The 1,219-nt window shown below is 48.5% G+C and carries 2 protein-coding genes; both read right to left on the bottom strand.

Annotated elements, in window-relative coordinates; all coding sequences use genetic code 11:
* Positions 1-703 (bottom strand): bifunctional diaminohydroxyphosphoribosylaminopyrimidine deaminase/5-amino-6-(5-phosphoribosylamino)uracil reductase RibD (ribD, locus tag R8N28_RS25670; RefSeq protein ID WP_318183716.1); only part of this gene is annotated, 703 nt, incomplete at its 3' end.
* A gap of 7 nt (positions 704-710) precedes the next feature.
* Positions 711-1,160, bottom strand: a complete 450-nt coding sequence (nrdR, locus tag R8N28_RS25665; RefSeq protein WP_005482986.1) for a transcriptional regulator NrdR — start codon at positions 1,158-1,160, stop codon at positions 711-713.
* Positions 1,161-1,219 lie beyond the last annotated feature (59 nt).

The following is a 1,219-nucleotide window of genomic DNA, read 5'->3' as shown; positions in this document are numbered from 1 at the left end:
CTTCCGTCAGCTCATAGTGCGCTTGAACACTCTGCGGCAAATCATCCCAACGAACGTTGAGAGAAGCGTTATCATCCATCACTGTTTTGCTTGTAGACAGAATACCACCGCTTTGCGCTCGATAACGCTGCACGTCTTGGCGAGCCTGTGGGGAGGTGATCCATTGGCTCTTGCCATTACTTAGCGCACTCTGTCCATCTAAGCTTGCTGCCATTTTTAATTGGATAAATGGCATGCCTGTTTGCATGAATTTAATGAAGCCACGATTGAGCTCAATCGCATCGTTTTCTAACAATCCAACCTGAACCTCGACCCCGGCTTCACGTAGCATTTGGATGCCACGTCCAGCCACTTTTGGATTCGGATCTTCCATCGCACACACTACTCGCGCCACTTTGGCTTTTATCAACCCTTCAGCGCAAGGTGGCGTGCGTCCATAGTGGGAGCACGGTTCAAGGGTAACGTATGCCGTTGCACCTTCGGCTTTATCACCAGCCATACGCATCGCGTGCACTTCAGCATGCGGCTCTCCAGCGCGATGATGATAACCTTCACCAATGATCACGCCATCACGAACAATTACGCAACCGACGTTCGGGTTTGGAGCCGTCGTATAAATGCCGCGTCGAGCTAACTTGAGCGCACGCGACATCATTGAAAAATCTTGAGGAGAAAATGGAGACGCAAAAGTGTGTTGAGGCATGATTTAATCAGTCTTCAAGGCGGGCAATTTCTTCGCCGAATTCACGAATATCTTCAAAGCTACGATAAACCGATGCAAAACGGATGTAAGCCACTTTGTCGAGCTCTTTAAGCTGATCCATAACCAAGTTACCAATCATTTGGCTCGGTACTTCACGCTCACCAGTTGCGCGGAGTTGCGACTTAATCATACTGATTGCAAGCTCGATAGAGTCGGCACTTACCGGACGTTTCTCTAATGCGCGCTGAATGCCACCGACCATTTTATCTTCATCGAATGGTTCACGATTGCCATTCGACTTAATGACTTTAGGCATGACCAATTCTGCCGTTTCAAACGTAGTAAAACGTTCACTACAGGCTAAACATTGGCGGCGGCGACGGACTTGATGACCATCCGCAACCAATCGGGAATCAATTACTTTTGTATCGTTCTCTGAACAAAAAGGACAATGCATATCACCTCCAAATAACGTGCCATTGGGGCCGTCCCAAAGCCAGACTAGTGTAGCGGAAT

It is taken from the genome of Vibrio sp. Vb1554, from assembly GCF_033344235.1.
This window is presented reverse-complemented; position numbering and strand designations above follow the sequence as displayed.

Bases quoted from the DNA above. Each gene is read 5' to 3' on its own strand.
- nrdR (WP_005482986.1), bottom strand. From the start codon at position 1,160: ATGCATTGTCCTTTTTGTTCAGAGAACGATACAAAAGTAATTGATTCC.